Below are 20,944 nucleotides of genomic sequence, written 5' to 3' on the forward strand. Positions count from 1 at the left end.
AACGGCTGCCTTTTTGGAACATTGTATGAAGACTTTATTTAAATTGTTATGTGGTTGTTTAATTGTTTCCTGCTGTTCAGTACAGGCAAGTGTTGTTCTCGGCGGTACGCGAATTATTTATCCATCGAATAAATCTGAAGTTCAAATAGCACTTAAAAATAAAGATCCTCATACGCGTTATCTGGTGCAAAGCTGGGTCAGTTATCCCAATGATGCAAAAGCGCCTTTCATTATTACGCCTCCTGTTTACAAATTGCAGGAAAATCGTCAAACCCTTTTGCACGTTATTTTTACCGGCGATAAAAAAAGCCTGCCCGCAGACCGGGAATCACTGTTTCTGGCGAACGTTAAATCGGTATCGGCACTTTCACCTGAGCTGAAAGAGAAAAATACGCTGCAGTTTGCGATGAAAACGCGCCTCAAACTGTTCTGGCGCCCCGCTCAGCTGAAAGAAACCGATGCGCTGAGTGCCTATGAAAAAATCACTTTCCATCGCCAGGGTGACACGCTTATCGCAAACAACCCGACACCGTTTTACGTCTCGTTTGGCGAGCTTGCCGTTGGCGGGAAAAGCGTGCCGGTGAAAGAGACCAAAACCACGCCTGGAGCCATTTCCATGATGGTGGCACCGTTCAGCGAGCAGCGTTTCGCGTTACCGAATTCAGCAAAGGGCGCGGTGACCTGGACGGCAATCAACGATTTCGGTGGACAGACCCCGCAACGCAAACAGGCTCTTTAAATAATCATGTTGGTATTTTATGTCGTCATCTCTGCTCCACAAACAGGTACTGTCCGGGATCGCGCTGGCGCTGCTCGCCGCGATCCAGCCTGCAAGTGCCGATGACGAATTTAACCTGCGGATCCTTGAACTGGATACGCCGCTCGAAAATACCTCTACGCTACAAAACTTCATCAACGATAACGGGTTACTTGCCGGAAGCTACCTCACGACAGTCATGTGGGATCGGGACGTTGTGGATAAACGTCCCATCGCCTACGTGCTCTCTGACGATAAACAGCGCCTGCTGCCGGAGCTAACGAAAGCGGACCTGCGTGATTACGGCGTGAAAGTCGACGCGATCCCGGACTTAAAAGATCTGGATGACGGCGCTTACGTTCGCGATATCTCCCATTTTATTGAAAATGCCCGTTACGAATACAACCAGGATGACCAGACCCTGAAGCTGGTCATCCCGCAGGCGTATCGCGACCACGCTGCCGCTGGCGCGATACATCCAAAATTCTGGGATGACGGCGCGCCTGCCGCCTGGACAAGCTATCAACTCAGCGGTTCTCAGCAGCACTACAGCTCGGGCAAAACCTCTTCGACCTGGCTTGGCCTGGAGTCGGGGATTAACCTTGGAGCGTGGCGGCTGCGCAATAACAGCACCTGGAGCGACGCTTCCGGCTGGGAGGCCATTGCCAGCACGTTACAACGCGACATCAAAACGCTAAAAAGCCAGCTTGAGATTGGCCAGACGTATACCAACGGCGAGCTTTTTGACAGCGTCCAGATGACCGGCGTGAAGCTGGAAACGGACTCCTCTATGCTGCCCGTCAGCCAGCAGGGCTTTGCGCCAGTCGTGCGCGGTATTGCCAATAGCGATGCGAAAGTCACTATTAAGCAAAACGGCTACATCATTTATCAAACGAACGTCTCGCCGGGGCCGTTTGAGATCCGCGATTTAAGCCAGGTAACATCCGGCGCCGATCTGGAAGTGACTGTCGAAGAGGCGGACGGCAGCGAGCATAGCTTCATCCAGGCCAGCGCCTCGGTGCCGGTGTTGCAGCGGGAAGGTGGTTTTAAGTATTCACTGGCAGCTGGGCGCTATCGCGGTAATGAAGGTGAAGATGAACCGATCTTTGCGCAAGGCACGGCCATCTATGGTCTGCCTTACGGCGTTACGGCGTATACCGGCGCGATGGGGGCGTCCCTGTATCATGCTTTGCTGTTGGGGCTCGGCGCCGACCTGGGACACTTCGGCTCGGCATCTGTCGATCTCACCGCCGCGCGTACCGCGTTTGATGACGGACGTGACGATGCCAGCGGTTTATCCTGGCGGGCTCAGTATTCGAAAGATATTCCTGACACGGATACGACCGTGACGCTTGCCAGCTATCGCTACTCCACCTCGGGTTTTTATACCTTTCAGGAAGCTCTCGATCAGCGTGACAGCGAGATCGATGACGGCATTTATACCTACCGCAGAACCAACAACCGCCGTAGCCGCATGCAGCTCAACCTTTCCCAGCGTATTTCAGACTGGGGCTCGGCCTATCTCAACGGCTATCAGCAGGATTACTGGGACATGGACGGCCACGAACGTAGCGTCAGCGCGGGGCTGAGCTCCAGCTGGCGCAATATCACCTGGTCGATAAGCTACAACCTGACCCGCACGCCAGATGCCGATACCGACCGGCAAATGGCGTTGACGGTCAATATTCCCTTATCGAAATGGCTGCCTGATGCCTGGGTAACCTACAGCGCTAACACCGCCAGCGGTGGGTTTGTTTCGCATCAGGTCGGGCTCGGCGGTACTGCTCTTGAGGACAATAAGCTGAGCTATAACCTCCAGCAGACCTACGCCAGCCAGGATACGGGCTACGGTGGCAGCCTGTCCGGGCGTTACCGCGGCGCTTCCGGTGAAGTGGGGATGGGGTACAGCTACGGCGGCGACAATCGACAGTGGAATTACAGCGCTCAGGGGTCAATCGTTGCTCACGAGCATGGCGTGACGCTGGGGCAACCCGTGCGCGACGCCTTCGCCATTGTGCACATTAAAGATGGCGATAACGTCAAAGTGCAAAACGGACGCGGCATTTCAACCGATCGTTTTGGTAACGCGATCGTTCCCTCCCTGACCGCCTATCGACACAACGTCATTACGGTCAACACTCAGGATCGGGAAGATATTGATATCGACGCGGCGACGAAGGATCTCGTCCCGACGAAAGGCGCCGCGCTGCACGCCACCTTCGATGCCCGCGTTGGACGACGCGCGCTGGTGACTTTGCTTTATGCGGGCAAACCCGTGCCGTTTGGTGCCGTCGTAGCGCTGGATAACACCACTGCCATCGTGGGTGATGACGGTGAGGTTTACCTGACGGGGCTGTCCGGCAAAACCATGTTTAGTGTGCAGTGGGGGGAAGAGCGCGATCGGCAGTGTCAGGGGACGCTGGATATTCCTTCAGAGAGCCCGGCAGGGATCGTCAAAGCAACGGTCAACTGCCATTAACAGAGGTATTTCATGATTCTCCACCGTTCAGTCAATACGTTTCTCTCGCCCGTGCTGCTTTTGCTGGCGGGCCTTTTTTTCCATTCAGCCCGGGCTGAATGTACCTTTAACGGCAGCGCTGGCGTGGATGCTGTCGTAACGTTTCAACTTCCTCCGGTGATTATTGTCCAGCCCGATACGCCCGTCGGCACCGTGATTTATGATGCCAGCGTTGAAAGTAAAGAGGTGCTGGTGGACTGTAGCGGTGAAGCGCAAATTCGGCGCGGATATCTGTATCTGACCGATACCGACGCGCGGGAGGATGTGATGACCGGGGTTTACCAGACCAACGTGCCGGGTATTGGCATCCGTGCGGCATCGTCGAACGAGCAGTTCCCCAGCTACAACGAGGAAGATATCCTCAGGCCGATGCACTATCTGGGATCGACACATGGAAGCTCGCAAAGCAAATCGGTATTTCGTGCCGCCGCACAGCTGGTGGTGACGGGCGATATCCAGGAAGGGTATCTCGATACCTCACGATTAACCTCAATGGACATTCTGGGCAACGCGGTGATAGGTGAGATGCGTTTTTCTCCTGCCAGCGTTCGCATTACAACCAACACCTGTAACCTGGTTGACCGAAACATTTATGTGCCGCTGAAAACGGTCAACACCCAGGACTTTAACGGCCAGTACTCAGACATACTCACGGACAGCAGCTTCAGGATTGAAATCACCGACTGTGCGGCGGGCACAAAGGTTGATTATCAGTTTACCAGCGCGGGTTCAACGGGGGTCACGAACGGCAATATTCTCGGCATTGCTGCCGGAGACTCTGCCGCCGATGGCGTCGGCATACAGATCCTTGACCAGAATAATACGGTTCTGCACTTTGATCAGAACTACACGGCCATAACCAGTACGCAGGACAAAGTCCCTGTCGAGATCCCGCTCAAGGCCCGCTACATCAAGACGGGAGAGATTAAAGCCGGCAAAGTCGACTCTGTCGCGACGTTCGAAGTCTTTTACCGATAATCCATCCTGCCCGCTCCGGCGGGCTTAAACGATCATTTCACTACACTTATTAACCCCCTGTTTTCATCTGGTTAATTCTTAAACCCTTAAATCTTGTAGGGCCGCTTACTGCTTGCTATGCAACCAGCGTTTCGCATATTATTCTGCGGTCATAATAATAATTCTCGTTTACGTTATCATTCACTTTTCCATCAGAGATAAACATGGCGCTTTCCAATACTGCTCAGCCAATTACCACGTCGCTGCGTAAAGTCGCGGCGGTCGTAGCCACAGCGGTTGCCGGCATGTCTACGTACGCACATGCTGCCGAAACCCAGAAAAAAGAAGAGACCATTACGGTAACCGCAGCACCTGCTGCCCAGGAAAGTGCCTGGGGGCCCGCTGCGACTATCGCTGCAAGGCAATCCGCCACCGGCACGAAAACGGATACGCCAATCCAGAAGGTTCCGCAGTCTATTTCTGTGGTGACGGCCGAAGAGATGGCGCTGCACCAGCCGCGCTCGGTGAAAGAAGCCCTGAGCTACACGCCGGGCGTTGCGGTAGGCACGCGCGGTGCGTCTAATACCTATGACTATTTGATCATTCGCGGCTTCGCGGCGGATGGGCAGTCGCAGAATAACTACCTCGACGGCATGAAAATGCAGGGGAATTTCTACAACGACGCGGTAATTGACCCTTACATGCTGGAGCGCGCCGAGATCATGCGCGGTCCGGTTTCCGTTCTGTACGGCAAAAGCAGCCCTGGCGGTTTGCTGAACATGGTCAGTAAGCGCCCGACAACCGAACCGCTGAAAGAGATCCAGTTCAAGGTGGGTACGGACAGCCTGTTCCAGACCGGCTTTGATTTTAGCGATGCGATCGATGATGACGGTGTTTACTCGTACCGTTTAACGGGCGTTGCACGCTCTAACAACGCCCAGCAGGAGCGTGCGGAAGAGCAGCGTTATGCCATCGCGCCATCATTCTCCTGGCGTCCGGATGACAAAACCACCTTCACGTTCCTCTCTTACTTCCAGAACGAGCCTGAAACGGGCTACTACGGTTGGTTGCCAAAAGAGGGGACGGTTGATCCGCTGCCTGACGGCGATCGTCTGCCAACGAACTTCAACGAAGGCGCGAAGAACAACACCTATTCCCGTAACCAGAAGATGGTGGGATACAGCTTCGACCACGAATTCAACGATACCTTTACCGTGCGTCAGAACCTGCGATTTGCCGAGAATAAAACCTCGCAAAACAGCGTTTACGGTTATGGCGTATGTACCGATCCGGCAAACAGCGGGAACAAACAGTGTGCCGCGTTAGCCCCGGCAGATAAAGGCCATTACCTGGCGCGTAAATACGTTGTCGATAATGAAAAACTGCAGAACTTCACCGTTGATACCCAGCTGCAGAGCAAATTCTCGACCGGTGAGGTGGACCACGTCCTGCTGACCGGCGTTGACTTTATGCGCATGCGTAACGATATCAACTCCTGGTTCGGCTACGACGATTCTGTTCCGCTGCTGGATCTCTACAACCCGGTAAACAGCGACTTTGATTTCGGTTCAAAAGATCCTGCAACCTCCGGCCCGTATCAGATCCTCAACCGTCAGAAACAGACGGGTCTGTACGTACAGGACCAGGCGCAGTGGGATAAAGTGCTGGTGACGCTTGGCGGTCGTTATGACTGGGCCGATCAGGAATCGTATAACCGCGTGTTGAACACCACCTCCAAACGTGATGACACCCAGTTCACCTGGCGTGGTGGCGTTAACTATCTGTTTGATAACGGTGTAACCCCATACTTCAGCTACAGCGAATCGTTTGAACCGGCTTCGCAGACCGATGCCCAGGGTAAACTGTTCTCGCCGTCTAAAGGCAAACAGTACGAAGCGGGCGTGAAATACGTGCCGAACGATCGTCCGATCGTTGTCACCGGTGCGTTGTACCAGCTGACTAAAACCAACAACCTGATGGCCGACCCTGCGGGTTCCTTCTTCTCCGTTGAAGGCGGCGAGATCCGCGCCCGTGGCGTAGAGCTGGAAGCGAAAGCGGCCCTGTCTGCGAGCGTGAACGTTGTCGGTTCTTATACCTACACCGATGCCGAGTACACCACGGACACCAACTACAAAGGCAACACGCCTGCTCAGGTGCCAAAACACATGGCGTCGCTGTGGGGCGATTACACGCTGTTTGATGGTGCACTGTCCGGTCTGACGCTGGGTACCGGCGTGCGTTATACGGGCTCCAGCTATGGCGATCCGGCGAACTCCTTCAAAGTAGGCAGCTACACCGTGGTGGATGCGCTGGTCAGATACGATCTTGCTCGCGTTGGCATGGCTGGCTCTAACGTTGCGCTTCACGTGAACAACCTGTTCGATCGTGAGTACGTCGCCAGCTGCTTCAATACCTACGGCTGCTTCTGGGGTGCCGAACGTCAGGTTGTTGCCACCGCGACCTTCCGCTTCTAATCGCTTTTTGGGCACGGTTCGCCGTGCCCTTTTTATTTAAGTTGGCTGACATGCAGGATAATAAAACGCAATCCGACACCACCTTTACGCTCAATCAACTCTCCTTTCGCGTACCCGGGCGCACGCTGCTGCATCCGCTCTCTCTGACGTTTCCGGCCGGTAAAGTGACGGGCCTGATTGGCCACAACGGCTCCGGTAAATCCACGCTGCTCAAGATGCTGGGGCGCCATCAGCCGCCTTCAGAAGGCGCTATTCTGCTGGATGACCAGCCGCTGGAGAGCTGGAGCAGCAAAGCCTTTGCTCGCAAAGTGGCCTATCTGCCGCAGCAGTTGCCGCAGGCGGAAGGGATGACGGTGCGTGAGCTGGTGGCGATTGGGCGTTATCCGTGGCACGGTGCGCTTGGGCGCTTCGGCGTCGCCGACAGAGAAAAAGTGGAAGAGGCGATTGCGCTGGTGGGGCTAAAACCGCTGGCGCACCGTCTGGTGGACAGCCTGTCCGGCGGTGAACGTCAGCGGGCGTGGATTGCGATGCTGGTGGCGCAGGACAGCCGCTGCCTGCTGCTGGATGAACCGACCTCTGCGCTGGATATCGCCCATCAGGTGGACGTGCTGGCGCTGGTGCATCGCTTAAGCCAGCAGCGTGGCCTGACGGTGATCGCGGTCCTGCACGATATCAACATGGCGGCACGCTACTGTGACTACCTCGTCGCGCTGCGTGGCGGCGAAATGATTGCCCAGGGCACGCCGTCTGAACTGATGCGCAGCGAAACGCTGGAACATATTTACGGTATTCCGATGGGGATTTTGCCTCACCCGGCCGGGGCTGCACCGGTGAGCTTCGTATACTGATGCTGGATAACATTTCCCTTAGCCGCCGTCGTCTTCTGACGGCAATGGCGCTCTCACCGCTGCTGTTTAAAATGAATGCGGCGCGCGCTGCCGCCGTCGATCCGCACCGCATTGTGGCGCTGGAGTGGCTGCCGGTCGAACTGATGATGGCGCTGGGCGTCACGCCGTATGGCGTGGCGGATATTCCAAACTATAACCTCTGGGTGAACGAGCCGAAGCTGCCGGACTCGGTGATCGACATCGGCCTGCGCACGGAGCCAAACCTCGAACTGCTCACTCAGATGAAACCGTCGTTCCTGTTCTGGTCTGCGGGCTACGGTCCGTCAGAAGAGACCATGGCGCGGATTGCGCCCGGGCGCGGTTTTTCCTTCAGCGACGGTAAAAAACCGCTGACCGTGGCGAAAAACTCCATTAACGAGATGGCGCATTTCCTCAACCGCGAGGCGGAGGCCAAAAAGCATCTCGATGACTTCGATGTCCTGATTGCCGCCCTGAAGCCGCGTTTTGCCAACCGGGGAGATCGCCCGCTGCTGATGGTGACGCTGCTGGATGCCCGCCATATGCTGGTCTTCGGTAAAAACTGCCTGTTCCAGGAGGTGCTGGACAGCTTCGGCATTAGCAATGCCTGGGAAGGGGAGATGACCTTCTGGGGAAGCACCGCCGTCGGTATCGATCGTCTGGCGGCGTTTCGCGATGTGGACGTGCTGTGCTTCGACCACGGCAACGAACGCGAGATGCAAACGCTGATGGCGACGCCGCTCTGGCAGGCGATGCCGTTTGTGCGCGAGAAGCGCTTCCAGCGCGCACCTGCAGTATGGTTCTACGGCGCGACGCTGTCGGCCATGCATTTTGCCCGCGTGCTGGATAACGCGCTGGGAGGCAAAGCATGAGTACGCGTATCGCCCGTTTCCCGGTGCTGCTGTTGTTCCTGCTTTTCCTGGTTGCGCTGGCTCTCACCGGGTTCAATCTCTCGACGGCATTACCGCGCGCACAGTGGGGCGCCGCGCTGGCCTCGCCGGATATCGACAATATTCAGCAGATGCTGTTCCACTACAGCCTGCTGCCGCGTCTGGCGATTTCACTGCTGGTCGGGGCCGGTTTAGGGCTGGTGGGCGTGTTGTTCCAGCAGGTGTTGCGTAACCCGCTGGCAGAGCCGACAACCCTGGGCGTCGCGACGGGGGCTCAGCTTGGGATCACGATAACCACGCTCTGGGCGTTACCCGGGGCGTTAACCGCGCAGTTTGCCGCTCTCGCGGGAGCGTGCGTGGTGGGGGCGCTGGTCTTTGGCGTCGCCTGGGGCAAGCGCCTTTCCCCGGTAACGCTGATCCTGGCCGGGCTGGTGGTCAGCCTCTACTGCGGCGCGATTAATCAGCTGCTGGTGCTGTTCCATCACGATCAGCTGCAAAGCATGTTCCTGTGGAGTACCGGTACGCTCACCCAGACCGACTGGAGCGTTGTGCAGCGCCTGTGGCCGCAGCTGGCGGGCGGCGTCGTGCTGACGCTGCTGCTGCTGCGTCCGCTGACGCTCATGGGGCTGGATGATGGCGTGGCGCGCAACCTGGGGCTGGCGCTGTCGCTGGCTCGCCTGGCGGCGCTCACCCTGGCGATTGTGCTCAGTGCTCTGCTGGTTAACGCGGTCGGCATCATCGGGTTTATTGGCCTCTTTGCGCCCCTGCTGGCGAAAATGCTCGGGGCGCGTCGCCTGCTGGCGCGTCTGCTGCTGGCGCCGCTGATTGGCGCGCTGATCCTCTGGCTTTCCGATCAGATCATTCTCTGGCTGGCGCGCGTCTGGATGGAAGTGTCTACGGGGTCGGCAACGGCGCTTATCGGGGCGCCTCTGCTGCTGTGGCTGCTCCCGCGCCTGCGCAGTATCAGCGCGCCGGCGATGGACGCCGGTGATAAGGTCTATGCTGAACGTCAGTCGGTGCTGTGGTTCAGCCTTGCCGGTCTGGCGGTGTTGCTTATCGCCTCGTTTGCCGCCCTCGCGTTTGGGCGCGATGCCGCAGGCTGGCACTGGGCAACGGGTGACTTACTCAACGAACTATTACAGTGGCGCTGGCCGCGTATTCTCTCTGCGTTGTTTGCTGGCGTAATGCTGGCGGTCGCTGGCTGTATTATTCAGCGTCTCACCGGCAACCCGATGGCAAGCCCTGAAGTGCTGGGGATCAGCTCCGGCGCTGCCTTTGGCGTGGTGCTGATGCTGTTCCTGGTGCCGGGCAATGCGTTTGGCTGGCTGATGCCTGCCGGAAGTATCGGTGCGGCGGTCACGCTGATGATTATTCTGGTTGCCTCGGGCCGCGGCGGATTTTCTCCACACCGCATGCTGCTGGCCGGTATGGCCCTCAGCACCGCCTTTACCATGCTGCTGATGATGCTGCAGGCGAGCGGCGATCCGCGCATGGCGAAGATCCTGACCTGGATTTCCGGCTCAACGTACAACGCCACCGCCAGCCAGGTTGCCTGGTCAGGAAGCGTTATGATCGTGCTGCTGGCAATTGTGCCGCTGTGTCGTCGCTGGATGACCATTTTGCCGTTGGGGGGCGAAACCGCGCGTGCGGTTGGCTTAGCGCTGACGCCAACGCGCGTCGCGCTTCTGCTGCTGGCGGCGTGTCTGACGGCAACCGCCACCATGACCATCGGTCCGCTGAGCTTTGTAGGGTTGATGGCACCGCATATCGCCAGAATGATGGGTTTCCGCCGAACGATGCCGCATATTGTGATGTCGGCCCTGACGGGCGGGGTCATTCTGGTGTTTGCCGACTGGTGTGGAAGGATGGTGCTGTTCCCGTATCAGATCCCGGCGGGCCTGCTGTCGACCTTTATCGGTGCGCCGTACTTCATCTATCTGTTGAGAAAGCAGAGTCGGTAATAAAAGTAAACGGCAATCCCTGGATTGCCGTTTTAGTGTTTGCTCCCTCTCCCCGTGGGAGAGGGTTGGGGTGAGGGCACCAGGCCGCACATCTTACAACTTCGCAAACACCTTACGCGCAGCGTCGATGGTGTTATTGATATCTTCTTCGCTGTGCGCCACGGACATAAAGCCCGCTTCGAACGCGGACGGTGCCAGGTACACGCCTTCTTCCAGCATCAGGTGGAAGAAGCGCTTGAAGCGTTCAACGTCGCACTTCACCACGTCCTGGTAGCAGGTCACGGTTTTCGCATCGGTGAAGAAAATCCCGAACATGCCGCCGACATGGTTAACAACCAGCGGAACCCCCGCTTCTTCTGCGGCTTCCAGCAGACCGTTTGCCAACTGCGTGGTGCGGTCCGTCAGGGTTTCATGAATACCCGGCTGCGCCACTTCGGTCAGACAGGCGAAGCCCGCAGCCATGGCAATTGGGTTACCGGAGAGCGTGCCCGCCTGGTAAACCGGGCCGGTTGGCGCCAGGGCCTCCATCACGTCCTTACGACCACCGAAAGCACCGACCGGCATGCCGCCGCCGATGATTTTGCCGAGGCAGGTCAGGTCCGGCTCAACGCCGTAGTAAGACTGGGCACCCGCCAGCGCCACGCGGAAGCCGGTCATGACTTCATCGATGATCAGCAGCGCGCCGAACTCGTCGCACAGGGCGCGCAGGCCCGGCAGGAAGTCAGGCTGCGGTGGGATGCAGTTCATGTTGCCCGCAACCGGCTCAACGATAATGCAGGCGATTTCCTGCGGATACTGCTCGAACGCCGCGCGAACGGTGTTCAGATCGTTGTAGGTGCAGGTCAGGGTGTGCTTCGCGAAATCCGCAGGTACGCCAGGCGAGTTTGGCTGGCCGAGCGTCAGCGCGCCGGAGCCCGCTTTCACCAGCAGGCAGTCCGCATGGCCGTGGTAGCAGCCTTCGAACTTGATGATTTTGTCGCGACCGGTAAAACCGCGCGCCAGGCGGATGGCGCTCATGGTGGCTTCAGTACCGGAGTTCACCATACGCACCATGTCCATGGTAGGCACCAGTTCGGTAACCAGCTCCGCCATTTTCACTTCCATCTCGGTTGGTGCACCGAAGCTCAGGCCGCGCTGCGCGGCTTCGATGACCGCGTTACGAATGGCAGGGTGGTTATGTCCGAGAACCATCGGCCCCCAGGAACCGACGTAATCGATATAGGCTTTGCCATCGACATCATACAGATACGCGCCGTCAGCACGTTCAATAAACAGCGGCGTTCCGCCCACGCCGGTAAAGGCGCGAACAGGTGAGTTCACGCCACCTGGGATAAGCTCGCGGGCTGCACTGTAGAGGTTTTCAGACTTGCTCATGGCGTCGTTCCTGGTTCGTATAAAATGATTAAGCACACTATTCTAAGTGATTCGTGGAAGGTTATGAAATTTTTAGCCGGGTAATGCTTTAAGATTTGTTAAGTATTTTTCAGGCGACGCAGGGAAGGTCTCTGGTAAAATCTGCGCGGCTTTTTGTATGACGAATAAGAACAGGACATGAAATCAGATTCTCCGTCTTTTGAAGAACAACAGTTTACGCGCGCCCAGCACCGAATCAGCATTCGGCGGCTGCTCAATCGCGATAAAACGCCTCTGGCGATCCTGCTGGCCGCTGCCGTGGTGGGTACCCTTGCAGGACTGGTTGGCGTGGCGTTTGAAAAAGCGGTTAATGCCGTACTCAACTGGCGAGTGGGAACCGTAGCCGGTTTCGCCGAGAGCGAATGGCTGGTATGGGTAGCGGCATTCGGCCTGTCTGCGCTGTTTGCCATGGTGGGGTATTTTCTGGTGCGTAAATTCGCCCCGGAAGCGGGCGGGTCTGGCATTCCGGAAATTGAAGGCGCGCTGGAGGAGCTGCGTCCGGTGCGCTGGTGTAGGGTGATCCCGGTTAAATTCATCGGCGGCATGGGGACGCTGGGCGCGGGGATGGTGCTAGGCCGGGAGGGGCCAACGGTGCAGCTGGGGGGGAACGTCGGCCGCATGGTGGGCGATCTGTTCCGTATGCGTAGCGCCGAGGCGCGCCATACGCTGCTGGCCACCGGTGCAGCGGCGGGGCTTTCTGCGGCATTTAACGCGCCGCTTGCGGGTATTTTGTTCATCATCGAAGAGATGCGCGCGCAGTTCCGCTACAACCTGATCTCCATTAAAGCGGTGTTTACTGGCGTCATTATGTCGAGCATTGTCTTTCGCATCTTTAATGGCGAAGGGGCGGTGATTGAAGTCGGTAAACTGACCAACGCACCGGTGAACACCTTGTGGCTATATCTGATCCTCGGCATGATTTTTGGCGTGGTGGGGCCGCTGTTCAATGCCTTTATCTTACGCGCTCAGGATATGTTTCAGCGCGTTCACGGCGGCAATACCACGAAATGGGTGCTGATGGGCGGCCTGCTGGGTGGCATTTGCGGCGTGCTCGGCTTTATCGAACCGAATGCCGCGGGCGGTGGCTTCGGGCTTATTCCCATTGCTGCAGCCGGAAACTTCAGCGTGGGTTTGCTGCTGTTTATGTTTATCTCCCGGGTTATCACGACGGTATTGTGCTTCTCCTCCGGCGCTCCCGGCGGGATTTTTGCCCCGATGCTGGCGCTGGGAACGCTGCTCGGCACCGCGTTTGGTATGGCGGCTGAGGCGGGTTTCCCCGCTTACCATCTGGACGCTGGCACCTTTGCCGTGGCCGGGATGGGGGCACTGCTGGCCGCGTCCCTGCGTGCGCCGTTAACCGGCATAGTGCTGGTGCTGGAGATGACGGATAATTACCAGCTCATTTTGCCAATGATCATTACCTGTCTCGGGGCGACACTATTAGCCCAATTCCTGGGTGGAAAACCGCTATACTCCACCATCCTCGCGCGTACCCTGGCAAAACAAGAGGCGGAGCGGGCCACCACGCAGAATACTTGAATGAATTACCAGGGTATTAGATAATGACGAAAAGAATTGGGTGAATTTTACCCAATAGCAGTATTCATGGGAGCATAAGATGAGTGATGACGTAGCTGTGCCGCTGGAATTTACCGAAGCAGCAGCCAACAAAGTGAAAACCCTGATTGCCGACGAAGACAATCCGGATCTGAAACTGCGTGTCTATATTACCGGTGGCGGCTGCAGCGGCTTCCAGTACGGTTTTACCTTTGACGATCAGGTGAACGACGGCGATATGACCATTGAGAAGCAGGGCGTCGCGCTGGTGGTTGACCCGATGAGCCTGCAGTATCTGGTAGGCGGTTCGGTGGATTATACCGAAGGTCTGGAAGGTTCGCGCTTTGTGGTGACCAACCCGAACGCAACAAGCACCTGCGGGTGTGGTTCTTCATTTAGCATTTAAGCCTGAATGCGGATTGTAGGCCCGGTAAGCGAAGCGCCACCGGGCTTATAAACGACGACTATCTTGAAGTTTCATCCAGCGCAAACGTCGGCAGCTTCAGGTGCCAGCGTATCGCCGCTAAACGTATTACCAGCGTAACGACCATCCCCAGCATGGCCGCATTTTCCAGCGGTATCGCGAAGGTGTAGTACGCCGTGGCGTGCACAATCCCGCCAATTATACAGGCCGTGGCGTAGATTTCAGTCCGCAGGATCATCGGTACTTCGCGCGCCAGGATGTCGCGAATGATCCCGCCGCCTACGCCGGTCAACACCCCCATGCAGATCGCCACCATCGGCCCTGTTCCGGCATTGAAGGCTTTATTCACCCCGATCCCCACAAACACGGCCAGGCCCACGGCATCCAGCACCGGCAGGATCCATTTCGGTAATCTGCGAGGCTGGCGAACCAGTACAATGGTTAACAGACAGGTCACCATCGCCACCACCAGGTCGGTAGGATCTTTCACCCAAAACACCGGGCCATTATCCAGCGCCATATCGCGGATTGTCCCGCCGCCCACGGCGGTCACCACGCCCAGCACCAGCACGCCAAACGGATCCATGCGTAGTTTTCCGGCGAGCAGGACGCCGGAGATAGCAAAAACGGCTGTACCAAGAATATCCAGCCAATAAACGAGCATCGCTAAATCCTCGAACGTATGTTAGTGGCTCTCTGCCAGGGCGGCACAGAGCTGTTTTGCGGCGAGGATAATACGCGGGCTGGCGCGTTCAAACCAGTCGCTGTTAAGCGGGATCACCGGAATTTTTAGCTGGCTCTGCCAGAATTGTTTAATTTTAGGAATCTCGCTCGCATTTCCGACCACTACGATGGCCTGCGGCTGGCGCGCCAGAACCTGCTCACGGCTCACCTGAGGCCACGGTACCCGGCTGGCAGCAAAGATATTTTCACCGCCACAGACTTCGAGCACCTGGTTCTGAATCGAGCCTTTTCCGGTGGTGAACAGCGGCTGGCTGCCAAACTGCAGGAAGATGCGCTTTTTGGCTGGCGTATCGTATTGGGCTTTCAGCGCAGCATAGTCGCTGAGCATCTGGTTCGCCGCACTCTCGGCTTTTTGAGGCGCAGGGCTATAAGGCGCCAGGGCGCGCAGCGCCTGGGCGACTTGCTCAATACTTACCGCGTCAACCCACATGACTTTGATGCCAAGCGAGGTGAGCTGGTTAACCTGCCGCTCGGCGTTACCACCACGCCAGGCCAGCACGAGATCCGGTTTAAGCGCCACGATGCGCTCAAGGTTCATCCCTTGCCAGGTTGCCACTTGCTCAATGCCGGACGCCTGTGGGGGGTAATCCGAAAAGCTGCTGACGCCAACGGGCGTGATCCCGGCGGCAAACGCCAGTTCGGTATTGGCGGGGGAGAGGGTAATCACACGCGGCGCGGCGAAAAGCCACGCCGGTGCGAGCAGAAGCAGGGCGACCAGCGCCCTGAGGGACTGTTTAACCACGTGCCAGGTTCTGCACCAGGCGTTCCACCATCACGGTAGACTGTTTCGCTGCAACGGCCAGGAACTCGTCGAAGCTGATGTGAGACTGCTGGTCTGCCACGTCAGAGATGGCGCGAACCACTACAAACGGTACGCTGAAGTTGTGGCAAACGTGCGCAATCGCGGTCGCTTCCATCTCAACGGCAACTGCCTGCGGGAAGTTGTGGCGGATTTTCGCCAGACCGACGGAGCCATTGATGAACGCATCACCGCTGACAATCAGGCCGCGCACCGCGTTGAGGTTGAGCTCAGCAATACAGGTCTCTGCCGCCGCAATCAGTTTGTCGTCAGCTTTAAACCCTGCCGGGCAGCCCGGAAGCTGGCCGTATTCGTAGCCGAACGCGGTGACGTCAGCATCGTGGTAACGCGCTTCGTCGGAGACAACGATATCACCCACTTTCAGCGTCGGTGCCAGGCCGCCTGCCGAGCCGCTGTTAATGATGACGTCCGGCTTGCAGCGCTCAAGCAGCAGGGTCGCACCCAGCGCAGCAGCCACTTTACCGATGCCTGATTTCAGCAGAGCCACCTCAACACCGTTCAGCTGGCCGGTGTAGATCTCACAACCCCCGAGAGAGAGGGTCTGACGGTTCTCAATTTTGTCACGCAGGAGCGTAACTTCTTCTTCCATTGCACCAATAATGCCGATTTTCATAGATTTACTCGCGATGTGCCTTGTTAAGAGGCATAGTCTATCATGCGGTTAAGGGGAAACGCATTCTCACGCGGGGGAGCACATGTCACCAATCGATTTTCGTACCAAAATTAACTGGCACCGACGTTTCCGTTCGCCGCAGGGCGAAAAGAGCGAACATGAGATCCTGCGTATCTTCGAAAGCGATCGCGGCAGGATCATTAACTCACCCGCCATCCGGCGTTTGCAGCAAAAGACCCAGGTGTTCCCGCTGGAGCGTAACGCCGCGGTGCGCACGCGCTTAACCCACTCAATGGAAGTGCAGCAGGTCGGGCGTTATATTGCCAAAGAGATTTTAAGCCGCCTCAAAGAGCAACGTTTACTGGAAACCTATGGCCTGGATGAGCTGACGGGGCCCTTCGAGAGCATCGTTGAGATGGCCTGCCTGATGCACGATATCGGCAACCCGCCTTTTGGCCACTTTGGCGAGGCGGCTATTAATGACTGGTTTAAACAGCGGCTTCATCCGTCGGATGCGGTAAGCCAGCCACTCAGCGATGACCGCTGCATCGTGCGTGATTTACGCCTGCGTGAGGGCGAAGAAGGGCTAAACGATCTGCGCCGCAAAGTGCGCCAGGACCTTTGTCACTTTGAGGGCAATGCGCAGGGGATCCGGCTGGTGCACTCTCTGATGCGCATGAACCTGACCTGGGCGCAGGTCGGCTGCATTCTGAAATATACGCGTCCCGCCTGGTGGATGGGGGAAACGCCCGCGTCCCACAGTTATTTAATGAAAAAACCGGGCTATTACCTTTCCGAAGAGGCCTATATAGAACGGCTCCGTAAAGAACTTTCCCTGACGCCAAACGGCCGCTTCCCATTGACGTGGATTATGGAAGCCGCCGACGATATTTCCTATTGCGTGGCCGACCTGGAAGATGCCGTCGAGAAAAGAATATTCAGCGTCGAGGAGCTTTATCAGCATCTTTATGCAGCATGGGGAACCCATGAAAAAGGATCGCTGTTCGCGCAGGTTGTCGAAAATGCCTGGGAAAAATCGCGCTCAAATACGTTAAGCCGCAGTACGGAAGATCAGTTCTTTATGTATTTACGGGTCAATACATTAAATAAACTGGTGCCGTATGCCGCCTCACGCTTTATAGATAATTTGTCGCAGATCTTCAGCGGGGAATTCAACCACGCGCTGCTGGAGGATGACAGCAGTTTCAGCCAACTCCTTGAGCTTTATAAGCATGTGGCGATGCGGCATGTATTTAGCCATCCGGATGTCGAGCAGTTAGAGCTGCAGGGCTATCGGGTAATCAGTGGGTTACTGGAAATTTATTCCCCGTTGTTCCAGCTGTCGGTGGACGATTTCAGCGAGCTGGTGGAGCACGAGCGCGTGCGCAGAATACCCATCGAATCGCGGCTTTATCAGAAACTCTCTACCCGGCATCGCCTGGCCTATGTCGAGGCGATCGGTAAGCTGGATCGCCATTCTCCCCAATGGCCGGTGATGGAATATTATTATCGCTGCCGTCTTATCCAGGACTATATCAGCGGCATGACGGATTTGTATGCCTGGGATGAATACCGCAAGCTCATGGCGGTGGAATAACCACGGAGTTTTGTAAAGACGGCCAATAAATTTTTACCTTTTCCATAAACTTATGGCCGGAACTAAGCGGTATAAAATGAATCTGAGTTACACAGCAATTTTGCGTTACCTGTAAATCGAGATTGAGAAACATGAAAAAAACCACATTAGCAATGAGTGCACTGGCTCTGAGTTTAGGTTTAGCGCTGTCTCCTCTGACTGCTACTGCAGCTGAGACCGCGTCGTCGGCAGCAACCGCGCAGCAGATGCCAAGCCTGGCACCGATGCTCGAAAAAGTGATGCCATCGGTGGTGAGTATTAACGTTGAGGGTAGCACGACCGTCAATACGCCGCGTATGCCGCGTAACTTCCAGCAGTTCTTCGGTGACAATTCACCGTTCTGCCAGGACGGTTCGCCATTCCAGAGCTCTCCGTTCTGTCAGGGCGGTGGCGCAGGGGATGACAGCCAGGGCGGCGGCCAGCAACAGAAATTCATGGCGCTTGGCTCGGGGGTGATTATTGATGCGGCGAAAGGCTACGTCGTCACCAACAACCACGTTGTGGATAACGCTAACAGCATCAAGGTTCAGCTGAGCGATGGCCGCAAGTTCGATGCGAAAGTGGTGGGTAAAGACCCGCGCTCCGATATCGCGCTGATCCAGATTCAGGATCCGAAAAACCTGACGGCGATTAAGATTGCCGACTCCGACGCACTGCGCGTGGGCGATTACACCGTCGCTATCGGTAACCCGTTCGGTCTGGGTGAAACCGTGACCTCCGGTATCGTCTCTGCGCTGGGCCGTAGCGGCCTGAATGCGGAAAACTATGAAAACTTCATCCAGACGGATGCGGCCATTAACCGCGGTAACTCCGGTGGTGCGCTGGTGAACCTGAACGGCGAGCTGATCGGTATCAACACCGCTATTCTGGCACCGGACGGCGGCAACATCGGGATTGGCTTTGCTATCCCGAGCAACATGGTGAAAAACCTGACTGCTCAGATGGTGCAGTACGGCCAGGTGAAACGCGGCGAGCTGGGTATTATGGGTACCGAGCTGAACTCTGAACTGGCGAAAGCGATGAAGGTGGATGCGCAGCGCGGCGCGTTCGTGAGCCAGGTTATGCCGAACTCCTCTGCGGCGAAGGCGGGCATTAAAGCGGGTGATGTGATTACCTCCCTGAACGGTAAACCGATCAGCAGCTTTGCCGCCCTGCGTGCGGAAGTGGGCTCGATGCCGATTGGCAGCAAAGTGACCCTTGGCCTGCTGCGTGACGGCAAACCGGTTAACGTGAGCCTTGAGCTGCAGCAGAGCAGCCAGAATCAGGTAGATTCCAGCACTATCTTCAGCGGTATTGAAGGTGCCGAGATGAGCAATAAAGGCGCAGATAAAGGCGTGGCGGTGAACAACGTGAAGGCGAATTCACCTGCTGCCCGTATCGGCCTGAAAAAAGGTGATGTGATTATTGGGGCTAACCAGCAGCCGGTGAAAAACATCGCTGAATTGCGCAAAATCCTCGACAGCAAACCGTCTGTGCTGGCGCTGAATATCCAGCGCGGTGACACCTCAATCTACCTGCTGATGCAGTAATCCTTTTAAGCCCCTGCGTGCAGGGGCTTTCTCGTTTCTGTGACGCCTACCGCAACTCCATACTTCCCCCTCTCACTTTGTGCATTCGCACAATGCAGCCGTCGCTGAACTTCCCTATGCTTGAGCTCTGCTCACAGGAGGGTTACATGGCTGGCTGGCATCTTGATACCAAAATGGCGCAGGATATCGTGGCGCGCACCATGCGCATCATTGATACCAATATCAACGTAATGGATGCCCGCGGGCGCATTATTGGCAGCGGCGATCGCGAGCGTATTGGGGAATTGCACGAAGGTGCGCTTCTGGTGCTCTCTCAGGGCCGCGTGGTTGATATCGACGATGCGGTAGCGAAACACCTGCACGGCGTGCGTCAGGGGATTAATCTGCCGCTGCGTCTGGAAGGGGAAATTGTTGGCGTCATTGGTCTGACGGGCGAACCGGAATCTCTGCGTAAATACGGCGAGCTGGTCTGTATGACGGCGGAAATGATGCTGGAGCAGTCGCGTCTGATGTATCTGCTTGCCCAGGACAGCCGTTTACGCGAAGAGCTGGTAATGAACCTGATTCAGGCGGAAGAGCATACCCCTGCTCTCAGCGAATGGGCGCAGCGTCTGGGGATCGATCTGAACCAGCCGCGCGTGGTGGCGGTGATTGAGGTCGATAGCGGACAGCTTGGCGTAGACAGCGCGATGGCTGAACTTCAGCAGTTGCAAAATGCACTGGCGACGCCGGAGCGCGACAACCTGGTGGCGATAGTCTCGCTGACGGAAATGGTGGTACTCAAACCTGCGCTCAATCCGTTCGGCCGCTGGGATGCTGAGGATCATCGTCGTCGCGTGGAACTGCTGATCTCCCGTATGCAGGAGAACGGCCAGCTGCGTTTTCGCGTTGCCCTGGGCAATTACTTTACCGGGCCCGGCAGCATCGCCCGGTCCTGGCGTACTGCGCGCACCACCATGATGGTGGGCAAGCAGCGAATGCCGGAGAGCCGCAGTTATTTTTATCAGGATCTGATGCTGCCGGTGCTGCTCGACAGCCTGCGCGGTGGCTGGCAGGCCAACGAGCTGGCGCGGCCGTTAGTGCGCCTGAAGGCAATGGACAATAACGGCTTGCTGCGCCGGACCCTGCAGGCGTGGTTCCGCCATAACGTGCAGCCGCTGGCGACCTCAAAAGCGCTGTTTATTCATCGCAACACCCTGGAGTACCGGCTTAACCGGATTTCGGAGCTGACCGGGCTGGATTTGGGAAACTTTGACGACAGGCTACTGCTGTACGTGGCGCTGCAGCTGGACGAGCAGAGATGATGCAGTGTGCGTTTTCACCCTCTCCCTGTGGGAGAGGGCCGGGGTGAGGGAATCAGACCGCACCTGACTTATTTATTGCGAGTTAATTTCTCAAGATCCGCTTCAATCTCGCTGATCTTGTTGGTGACAACGCTTTCAAGGTGACGCAGATCGTCGAGGATCTTACGCTTGAGATCGACTTCAGTGCGATCGCGCTGGCAAATCTGATCGAGTTCATCGATCACATAGCGCAGATTAGGGCTGATTTCCTGAACTTCTTTATAGCCTTGTCCTACGCCGTCGGCGACGACGGTCTTACGCTGGCGTGGATATTTAAACTTCACGCTCTTGGCGAAAAACTCTCCTTTATCCTTGTGAAAATAGATTTTTAAAATGTCGTTGTTGGCTTCCTGGCGAAGGCTGTAACGATCAATTTCATCAGGATTGGTAATGCCCAGACTTTTCAGATTATCGTACATAGCGGTACCCTTATCTCAACATA

Annotated in this window: 17 protein-coding genes; 12 read left to right on the plus strand and 5 right to left on the minus strand. The window is 56.7% G+C overall.

The window, feature by feature from the left end; genetic code table 11:
- Positions 1 to 25: 25 nt before the first annotated feature.
- From URZ40_RS16870 to fhuB, 7 genes are all read left to right on the plus strand, one after another.
- Positions 26 to 739: a molecular chaperone gene (locus tag URZ40_RS16870; protein WP_116342584.1), complete on the plus strand. Its 714-nt coding sequence runs from the start codon at positions 26 to 28 to the stop codon at positions 737 to 739.
- Positions 740 to 758: 19 nt separating this feature from the next.
- Positions 759 to 3,236, plus strand: coding sequence for a fimbria/pilus outer membrane usher protein (locus URZ40_RS16875; protein ID WP_320720892.1), 2,478 nt, complete (start codon positions 759 to 761; stop codon positions 3,234 to 3,236).
- Positions 3,237 to 3,248: 12 nt separating this feature from the next.
- Complete coding sequence (locus URZ40_RS16880; protein ID WP_316380919.1) at positions 3,249 to 4,253, plus strand: fimbrial protein; 1,005 nt, start codon at positions 3,249 to 3,251, stop codon at positions 4,251 to 4,253.
- Between the two features lie 203 nt (positions 4,254 to 4,456).
- Positions 4,457 to 6,706 (plus strand): ferrichrome porin FhuA, encoded by a 2,250-nt coding sequence (gene fhuA, locus URZ40_RS16885; RefSeq protein WP_320720893.1) that lies wholly within the window; start codon positions 4,457 to 4,459, stop codon positions 6,704 to 6,706.
- Between the two features lie 50 nt (positions 6,707 to 6,756).
- Entirely contained in the window at positions 6,757 to 7,554 is a 798-nt protein-coding gene (gene fhuC / locus URZ40_RS16890) for a Fe3+-hydroxamate ABC transporter ATP-binding protein FhuC (RefSeq protein WP_116342589.1), read from the plus strand.
- Positions 7,554 to 8,444 (plus strand): Fe(3+)-hydroxamate ABC transporter substrate-binding protein FhuD, encoded by an 891-nt coding sequence (gene fhuD / locus URZ40_RS16895; RefSeq protein ID WP_320720894.1) that lies wholly within the window; start codon positions 7,554 to 7,556, stop codon positions 8,442 to 8,444. The genes fhuC and fhuD overlap by 1 nt, the downstream gene beginning before the upstream one ends.
- Complete coding sequence (fhuB, locus tag URZ40_RS16900; RefSeq protein WP_163330345.1) at positions 8,441 to 10,423, plus strand: Fe(3+)-hydroxamate ABC transporter permease FhuB; 1,983 nt, start codon at positions 8,441 to 8,443, stop codon at positions 10,421 to 10,423. The genes fhuD and fhuB overlap by 4 nt, the downstream gene beginning before the upstream one ends.
- Positions 10,424 to 10,516: 93 nt before the next feature.
- Here fhuB and hemL read toward each other — a convergent pair whose 3' ends face one another.
- The gene (gene hemL, locus URZ40_RS16905) at positions 10,517 to 11,797 is read right to left on the minus strand and encodes a glutamate-1-semialdehyde 2,1-aminomutase (protein ID WP_116342595.1); all 1,281 of its coding nucleotides are present in this window, start codon (positions 11,795 to 11,797) and stop codon (positions 10,517 to 10,519) included.
- Positions 11,798 to 11,974: 177 nt separating this feature from the next.
- Between hemL and clcA the strand changes: the two genes are divergently transcribed.
- Together clcA and erpA are read left to right on the plus strand one after the other, a co-directional pair.
- A complete protein-coding gene (gene clcA / locus URZ40_RS16910; protein WP_320720895.1) occupies positions 11,975 to 13,375 on the plus strand; it encodes a H(+)/Cl(-) exchange transporter ClcA in 1,401 nt (466 codons plus the stop codon).
- A gap of 79 nt (positions 13,376 to 13,454) precedes the next feature.
- Entirely contained in the window at positions 13,455 to 13,799 is a 345-nt protein-coding gene (erpA, locus tag URZ40_RS16915) for an iron-sulfur cluster insertion protein ErpA (RefSeq protein WP_008501923.1), read from the plus strand.
- 58 nt (positions 13,800 to 13,857) lie between these two features.
- Here the strand turns inward: erpA and URZ40_RS16920 are convergent, their stop codons facing one another.
- From URZ40_RS16920 to mtnN, 3 genes are read right to left on the minus strand one after another with little or no spacing between them, the layout of a single operon-like run.
- Positions 13,858 to 14,481, minus strand: a complete 624-nt coding sequence (locus URZ40_RS16920; protein ID WP_320720896.1) for a TRIC cation channel family protein — start codon at positions 14,479 to 14,481, stop codon at positions 13,858 to 13,860.
- Positions 14,482 to 14,502: 21 nt separating this feature from the next.
- Positions 14,503 to 15,303 carry a vitamin B12 ABC transporter substrate-binding protein BtuF gene (gene btuF, locus URZ40_RS16925; protein ID WP_166710161.1) on the minus strand — a complete coding sequence of 267 codons (801 nt, stop codon included), beginning with the start codon at positions 15,301 to 15,303 and terminating at the stop codon, positions 14,503 to 14,505.
- Positions 15,296 to 15,994 (minus strand): 5'-methylthioadenosine/S-adenosylhomocysteine nucleosidase, encoded by a 699-nt coding sequence (mtnN, locus tag URZ40_RS16930; protein WP_320720897.1) that lies wholly within the window; start codon positions 15,992 to 15,994, stop codon positions 15,296 to 15,298. The genes btuF and mtnN overlap by 8 nt, the downstream gene beginning before the upstream one ends.
- 82 nt (positions 15,995 to 16,076) lie before the next feature.
- Here mtnN and dgt point away from each other — a divergent pair, with 82 nt between their 5' ends.
- From dgt to URZ40_RS16945, 3 genes are all read left to right on the plus strand, one after another.
- A complete protein-coding gene (dgt, locus tag URZ40_RS16935) occupies positions 16,077 to 17,591 on the plus strand; it encodes a dGTPase (protein WP_320720898.1) in 1,515 nt (504 codons plus the stop codon).
- 131 nt (positions 17,592 to 17,722) lie between these two features.
- Positions 17,723 to 19,159 (plus strand): serine endoprotease DegP, encoded by a 1,437-nt coding sequence (degP, locus tag URZ40_RS16940; protein ID WP_320720899.1) that lies wholly within the window; start codon positions 17,723 to 17,725, stop codon positions 19,157 to 19,159.
- Positions 19,160 to 19,305: 146 nt separating this feature from the next.
- A complete protein-coding gene (locus URZ40_RS16945; RefSeq protein WP_166710167.1) occupies positions 19,306 to 20,463 on the plus strand; it encodes a CdaR family transcriptional regulator in 1,158 nt (385 codons plus the stop codon).
- Positions 20,464 to 20,531: 68 nt separating this feature from the next.
- Here URZ40_RS16945 and URZ40_RS16950 read toward each other — a convergent pair whose 3' ends face one another.
- Positions 20,532 to 20,921 carry a DUF3461 family protein gene (locus tag URZ40_RS16950; protein ID WP_008501916.1) on the minus strand — a complete coding sequence of 130 codons (390 nt, stop codon included), beginning with the start codon at positions 20,919 to 20,921 and terminating at the stop codon, positions 20,532 to 20,534.
- Positions 20,922 to 20,944: the final 23 nt, after the last annotated feature.

Origin of the sequence: Enterobacter sp. 296B2, from assembly GCF_034106185.1 — a bacterium.
GTDB lineage: Bacteria > Pseudomonadota > Gammaproteobacteria > Enterobacterales > Enterobacteriaceae > Enterobacter > Enterobacter cloacae_N.